This is a genomic window from Thalassotalea ganghwensis (assembly GCF_053485795.1).
This window is the reverse complement of record NZ_JBQRUM010000037.1, coordinates 1-6,809: the sequence shown is the minus strand read 5'-3', so window position 1 is coordinate 6,809 and position 6,809 is coordinate 1. Positions and strand designations below refer to the sequence as shown.

Here is a 6,809-nt window from a genome sequence, read left to right as displayed (position 1 = left end):
AACAAAAGAAATATTTATTATTTTGTTAAGCGACTACGGAGCAAAGCGCGGATTAGTGTTAGTTACCTGTGGTAAAAGTTCGGTCAGTTTACTGTCCGACTTTTTCCACCAGGTTAACTAATGCGCTTTTGCCTTTGGCAAAAAATCCCCGTAGTTGAGCGTTCTTAAAATCAACTCATGAGATAGGGATTTGAACCCTATCTCACTTGTTTTTTACTAAAAAAGGCGAGTTATCCACATATACAAGCCTTTTTTATAATCTTGTTTATTTAATATCCTGTTTTTAGCTCCTCTGTAGCCATTGTTTTTATTGGTCTGTAGCGTTTAAAGGTGAACAAATTGACACGCTAAAGTCGTTTAAAGGTGAACAAATTGACACGCTAAAGTCGTTTAAAGGTGAATAAATTGACACGCTAATTCACAGGAATGGGTGAATAGGTGTTGCATCGATTTCACCTTTTGTTATAGTGAACTTATCTTTTTTGGAATTCACCTTTAGGTTGGTTAATGAATTTACAAGTGACAAAATCCAATTCTTTGATTGATGCAAGTTATAAGCTAAATGTTCAGGCTCAGAAGTTAGTTCTGGCTTGTTTAGGAAAGATAGACCCTAGAGTTAACGCTACTGTTCCCAAAGAAATAACTATGACTGCTATTGAGTATGCAGAATTAATGGGGATTGAGCATAATGCTAGGCGTGATTTATACAAGGCTGCTGATGCTTTGTTTAAATCAAGCATCTTGCTTACTGAGGGTGATATAGAGATCGAGCTTTACTGGATACAAAAGAAAGCTAAAAAAATAAAAGGTGAGGCTTCAGTAACACTTTATTGGTCTGATGATGTCTTAAAGTACATTACACAGCTCAAATCGCGTTTTACGAGCTACAAACTGAAAAACATAGCCAAGTTACAGTCTTCGCATTCAATACGTCTGTATGAGCTTCTGATGAAGTTTAACGCCACGGGTGAGCGCGTGATATTTGTTGAAGATTTCAAATCTGCTTTAGGTATTTCTGATAAGTATCCTGAATTTAAAATTTTAAAGAGAGCTGTTATTAATCCTGCCGTTAAAGAACTCAACCAACGGAGTGATCTGGAGATCACTTTTACCGCCATTAAGAAAGGGCGTTCTGTAGGTGCGCTAGGGTTTGAATTTAAGAAGAAAGACCAAATGCAGTTTAGTGGCGATGGTTTTTAAGATATGACAGAATGACACCCATTAGAACAATAAAAACAGAGTAGCGTTATGGACTTTGTCACCTATCAACAAGCGGTTGCCATAACAGGCAAAAACAAGCGTACGATTCAGCGTAGCGTTAGCTCTGGTAGACTTTCCTACATTACCAAAGTGATAGGTGGTAAAGAAATAAAACTCTTCAATAGGGCTGAATTAGTGGCTTTGCATGGACAAGTGTCACCTGTGTCACCAATGACAGTGCCACTGACAAATCAGCCGCAAGTAGATTACCAGTCGATAGCTCAAATCATTAGCCAAGCAATTACTGAAGCACAACAACCGTTACTCGATGAAATTAGCGCCTTGAGCGCTCACGTTAAGGACTTGACTCACCGAGTAGACAATCACAAGGCAGAAGCCGAGAAAGTACCTGAGAAGAAGGTTGAGCGACCCGTTTTTCTACGTGATGAACTAAAATTAAATTATTGCGATGACAGTCTGACTTTTGGGAGTAAAAGCAAATGACCTTAGATGGTTTTTTAATTGGTTTAAGCTTTGCGGCAATCGCGTTACTTGGTTACTTTTGGTTGATGCGACAACCTACCAAAGAAGATAAAAGCGAATGACTAAAACCTTTCGTTATTTTAGAGGTGGTAAGCTGGTTTGGTGTGCCTGTAGCAAGGCTGACTATGACTTATTCAATGTGGGCGTAACTAACGAACCAGAGGTGTTAACTGGTATAGGTGATACAGAGCATCAAGCACTCGATGATTACTTTGTTAGCCTGACAATATACCGCTCAATGGAGCAATAAACCTCTTACACCTGGTTAAATAATTACGTGAAATATTTTACACAAAACCCATCAAAATAAACCCGTTTCAGGGTGTGATTTCGCTGGTTGAATTTTGTGCTTTTTGGTATGCTTAATAAGCATTTAACAGGTATAAAAGAGGTAGATATGACTAACTTTTTAGAAACATTTTTTAAATTTATCTTCGGCTTCATCTTCGGTCTTTTTGGTGCTGCTTTCGATGAATCTAAAGAAGAAGCTAATGAGTGTAATGCCGAGCTTGAAGTTAAAGATTACGGTGATGGTAATATCTCTATGGATTGGGTTCATAAAGATAAATACGGTGAAAAAATAGAGTAGAAGTTAGTTATAAAACCAACCTCTACTCTTTGCATTACTTACCTTTCGCCATACTTGCCCCTGATTTAGTAGCGCTCTTTATAGCACCACCACCTTTTCCAGCAGTTCCAGCAGCAGACTTACCATCAGCCGCACTTGTCATGCTACTTAATGCTTGACCGCCCATCATACCAGCCGCAGTTAACATACTGGTAAACAGAACAGGATAGAGAATAAACAAACCATCAGTAATAAACTGCCCCATCATAGTTAAATTGGGGTTGCCTAAAATACTCGCGCCATTGCCCACGGTTTCTTCTATATAGCTTTGCTGAGTTAACATCGCCAAATCCCATAAGAACGGCCACATCATCACAGAAAACAAAAAGAATGCGATTGATATAGTGAATTTAGCGTTCATCTGGCTTACAACAAGAACGATAGGCAATATTGAAATTACTACCATGACAATTACGCTCTTCGCTATTGGTGCAGCGACTTGTACCATACTTGCTACAGCGTGTTTTTCGATCATGGTTACACCAGCGCCAACAGTACCAATAGCTCGGTAGAACAGGTCGGCAGCAGCACCCCAAAAGCCCTCTGATTCGTTGCCATAATCTTTAGTTTGAGCCGTCGTAATTTCTCTAAGCCTAACAGGGTTAAAGTAGTAATTTTGTAATATGTAATCATCTTTGTTGAATGTTCCAGCCATAGACACAATCAAAGCCCCCATCATGTTTAAAGAGCTTTTGTCGACTTCATCGAGCAACCTTTGCTTCAGTGACGTTTCTTTAGAAGATACGCTTACAACAGCCCCTTTAATACCAGAGCCTTTACCTTGCCACCATTCTTGGCACGTTGGTCTTTTACCTTTTTCATAGTAATCGTCATATCCTTCCAATATGGTATTGGCATATGCCCCAAGCGTTTGGTTTCCATAGTAATCTTTAGTCATATAACCTGAGTAACCAGCCCAATCCCTTGCATCGCTATCATTATCACTTAACCAGGGGAAACTTTGATCATTGTTTAAATGTGCCCAATTTCTCGCTTTAGCGTGGCATTGCTTCATAAACTCGTGAGTTTCCACCAGTAGACGTTTGTTTTTAATGTTGTCAGAAAGTAACTTCTGACTAACACCAACCAAATCAACAGTACAAGGCAGAGACTTGGTTGCACTTAGGCTCACTCCTGTACCAGCTCGAATGACAAACTCTATCAGCATAGGCACTCGAACATCCCTTTCAGTCATCCTAATTAGAATTTCTTCGCTCTTATTACCTTCAGCAGCTTCTTTTGATTTAGCCATTTCTTTTTGAATGGTTGGGTAATCAATCATCGATGAATCGCTTGCTTTGCAAGACCTTGTGTATTCGGTCATATCATTGACCTTTAACGGACTTATGGGGTTAATAACAAAGATAAATGCAGCAAGTATTCCAGATAGCTTTAGTGTCAAGGCATTAATGATCTTTTCACCACTATACCCTTTCTCCAAAGCATCCTTGGTGGTACTCCATAGGACCGTTAAGAACGGAATAAATATAATGCCAGTATCGATAAGCAAGCCAAAAATCACGTTATAGCTATACAAGCCAATCGTGATGAAATATAGGTCTGATAAGCTCGTAAACGTCATAGCATCATCCCCACAACCCATAAAACACCAAAAACAGCAAATATAGGTGCTTTTATTTCACGTAATATCTCAAGCGCATCTTCCCTGTTCGTTTGTCTCGCTAGTACCTTTCCTATTTCATCCCATGCAAAATACGCAAAAACAATCATCGAGAGCGTTAAAAACCTAAAGAACCATTTAAGCTTGCTCCAACCATAATCAAGACCAGCAACATCGCTTTCAGTTGTATTACCAACCCACAACCAAAGCGCCAATAAAAGCACGACCGCAAGGGCGGTGTATTTTAAAAGTGACTTAACCAGTGACATGTCACCCCCTATTATTTAAAGGTTGCAGTTGTACTAATGACACCTACAGCCGTAACAAATAAAACAATTAAGAAGATGCCTTTGATAGTCACACTACCCAATGACGCAAATGACAGCTTGTCATTACGCCATGACACATAAGCAGTTATGATGATGAAACCAATGATCATAAAAGCTGAAAAAACGGTCATTTCTGTAAACAATCCGTTTAGCTGCGTCTGTTCGTAGCCAGCGCCAACCTCAAAAGCTTTCTCTGGTGAATCTGAATCGATGGCTTTTTTCTTATCCGACATACAACCTCCAAGCAGGTATAGATAAAATTGAAGTCAGGGCTAAAAAAGCAATCACTGTTGGAAAAAATTCTTTTATGCCAGGTTCATTGAATCTTGCAGATACAAGGTCTGCAACCTCATACCTTATAAAGAATGTAAAATTGATAATTGCCGTGAACACGACAAATGATGTGTAAGCGAAAGTATCTACAAAGTTACTTAAATCACTCTTGCTCGTTACTATGCTGATAACCAAAGAAATGGCAAACAACACCATAAAAATTTTCAAATAAATTCTGCTCATGTCATACCTATTAAGCGTTATATCGTTAAAACCAATACAGTCTAAAATCGGTGTTAAACACCTTATTTTCTTCGCCTAATCGATGACATGAGTCTCGTATTCTTTAGCCGTATTACTTCTTGCTTTCCGTTAACCTCGCTATCTTCGCGTCTTTACGCTCTATCATTTTGGAAAGCTTTTTAAGTTTATATTTTGCTTCGCCTTGAGCCTTTTCTATCTCAAGCTGAAGCCCCTTAATTATACCTTCTATTTCAGTCCATTCTGACGGCTCAAAAAAATAACCCTCGATGCCCTCATGCTTAATTTTCTTACCGTATTTCAATTTACCTCCCTAAGTAAGCTGTTGTTATTTGTTCTCTGCCATGCCCCAATTCTTCAGTAATTTGAAGCCTGACTTCTCTGTCTATTTCCTTTTGCTCTGGAGACATATCTTTGCGAGATATGCCACCCTCCACAGGGCATTTCCAACCAGCTAAAGTTTCATATCTATCTTGTGCGTAACGATGTCTAAGCCCGTGATTTTTATCCAAGCCGACTTGTGATGTTTGATTTTCGTAAACCTTGAGCTGCTGCACATAGCTTTTATTTGCCGGTATTAACGAACCGTTACCAGCTAACGCTTTCACTTCCGCTAAAACAGCTTTTTGTGATTCAGTCAGTACAGGTATTTCACGCGCTCGACCACCCTTGCACCATGAGGCTTTAAGCGATATTTTATCGCCTTGCATAGCAAAACTAGGTCTAAACTTAATTGCTTCTTCGCGTCTTAATCCGAATTCACGCTGCATTTTTAATGAAAGCTTTACGTGTCTATCAGTGACTTTATCGAGCTTTTGAGCGTCCAGTTCTTTACCTTTGCTCTGTGTCGGTATGTAACTTCGCTTTTCTATATCAAGCTTGATTGCGTTATTTGTACCTGTATTGCTCTTGGGAATCATGCTTGGCTTGCCGACTTTCTCAGCTAACCAACGAACGTGTGACATACGATTTTTAATCGTACCTGTGCTAATTCCGTCCTCTTTCCACTTATCCAGTAAAAATTGAACATGTTTGGGTTTTAGGTTTTCTGGAATTAAATGCTTATAGCCACCAGCATTTAACTGCTTTGCTATTTGAAATAATATTTTAGAACGGGCTTCTTGAGTGCTATAGCTCCCATCCTTGTTCCTGTTCAATAATCCTTTAATTTGGTATTCAAAATTTGTCATATATACTCCGAAAAATTACTAACTAAATGAACTAATTTACATCCAAAAGGTAAGTGTTATTGCTATTAATACGGGTGGATTATCCGCATTAATCCTAACCGAAGTTAGGCAAGAGCTATGTTCATTTTATGGGCTACATGCCCGACTTTGAGTGCGTTCCTGTTGGTGCAAAACAAAGTTTGTTATTACTGTGTGCGTAGCACGGGGTTAGTTTTTTTCTCCTATTTTGGTGCGTTATTTTTCGCTCATTTCTGTGTTGTTGGTGAGGTACGACCCTCTCATTTATCTAGTTTTTAAACTCGCCGTAAACAGTGTTTACAATCAAGTTAACTTGCCAGTTCAAGCAGCTTTTATATAGCGCCCGTTGCGCTGCATTTTCTCCTAATCGGTGGCATTGCCCCGTGTTCAAAAATACGCTTGAATGATACCTCGTCACCCCTCGGTAATCAATAGTTATTTTTCGATATGCTTATATTTGTTGGTTTTAGGTTAAATAATCCCATATCGTCACTACCCTAAATCGTGTAGTGACGATATGGTCAATCTGCCCTCTGCTTCGCGGCTGATTCTTTGTTTAAAGAGGTGTGAGTTATACCTAAAAACAATCTAATATTTTTCTGTTTTTTATTAATCAAAAAACAAAAGAAATATTTATTATTTTGTTAAGCGACTACGGAGCAAAGCGCGGATTAGTGTTAGTTACCTGTGGTAAAAGTTCGGTCAGTTTACTGTCCGACTTTTTCCACCAGGTTAACTAATGCGCT

Annotated in this window: 10 protein-coding genes; 4 read left to right on the top strand and 6 right to left on the bottom strand. The window is 39.0% G+C overall.

Annotation, left to right across the window (positions count from 1 at the left end):
* Positions 1–507: 507 nt before the first annotated feature.
* The 4 genes from ACSLUH_RS19190 (at position 508) to ACSLUH_RS19175 (ending at position 2,332) form a co-directional block, all read left to right on the top strand.
* Positions 508–1,200: a replication initiation protein gene (locus ACSLUH_RS19190; protein WP_448570033.1), complete on the top strand. Its 693-nt coding sequence runs from the start codon at positions 508–510 to the stop codon at positions 1,198–1,200.
* 48 nt (positions 1,201–1,248) lie between these two features.
* Positions 1,249–1,704 (top strand): hypothetical protein, encoded by a 456-nt coding sequence (locus ACSLUH_RS19185; protein WP_448570031.1) that lies wholly within the window; start codon positions 1,249–1,251, stop codon positions 1,702–1,704.
* A 97-nt stretch (positions 1,705–1,801) separates the two neighbouring features.
* Complete coding sequence (locus ACSLUH_RS19180; RefSeq protein ID WP_448570029.1) at positions 1,802–1,993, top strand: hypothetical protein; 192 nt, start codon at positions 1,802–1,804, stop codon at positions 1,991–1,993.
* Between the two features lie 147 nt (positions 1,994–2,140).
* Entirely contained in the window at positions 2,141–2,332 is a 192-nt protein-coding gene (locus ACSLUH_RS19175) for a hypothetical protein (protein WP_448570027.1), read from the top strand.
* A gap of 34 nt (positions 2,333–2,366) precedes the next feature.
* On the opposite strand, the gene ACSLUH_RS19170 is transcribed toward ACSLUH_RS19175, so the two are convergent.
* The 6 genes from ACSLUH_RS19170 to ACSLUH_RS19145 form a co-directional block, all read right to left on the bottom strand.
* On the bottom strand, positions 2,367–3,953 hold the full coding sequence (locus ACSLUH_RS19170; protein ID WP_448570025.1) for a conjugal transfer protein TraG N-terminal domain-containing protein: 1,587 nt from the start codon (positions 3,951–3,953) through the stop codon (positions 2,367–2,369).
* Entirely contained in the window at positions 3,950–4,261 is a 312-nt protein-coding gene (locus tag ACSLUH_RS19165; RefSeq protein ID WP_448570023.1) for a hypothetical protein, read from the bottom strand. The genes ACSLUH_RS19170 and ACSLUH_RS19165 overlap by 4 nt, the downstream gene beginning before the upstream one ends.
* Before the next feature lie 11 nt (positions 4,262–4,272).
* On the bottom strand, positions 4,273–4,554 hold the full coding sequence (locus ACSLUH_RS19160; protein WP_448570021.1) for a DUF3262 family protein: 282 nt from the start codon (positions 4,552–4,554) through the stop codon (positions 4,273–4,275).
* Positions 4,544–4,837 carry a hypothetical protein gene (locus ACSLUH_RS19155; RefSeq protein ID WP_448570019.1) on the bottom strand — a complete coding sequence of 98 codons (294 nt, stop codon included), beginning with the start codon at positions 4,835–4,837 and terminating at the stop codon, positions 4,544–4,546. The genes ACSLUH_RS19160 and ACSLUH_RS19155 overlap by 11 nt, the downstream gene beginning before the upstream one ends.
* A gap of 112 nt (positions 4,838–4,949) precedes the next feature.
* The gene (locus ACSLUH_RS19150) at positions 4,950–5,159 is read right to left on the bottom strand and encodes a hypothetical protein (protein ID WP_448570017.1); all 210 of its coding nucleotides are present in this window, start codon (positions 5,157–5,159) and stop codon (positions 4,950–4,952) included.
* A 1-nt stretch (position 5,160) separates the two neighbouring features.
* Complete coding sequence (locus tag ACSLUH_RS19145; protein ID WP_448570015.1) at positions 5,161–6,045, bottom strand: phage integrase N-terminal domain-containing protein; 885 nt, start codon at positions 6,043–6,045, stop codon at positions 5,161–5,163.
* Between the last annotated feature and the right edge of the window lie 764 nt (positions 6,046–6,809).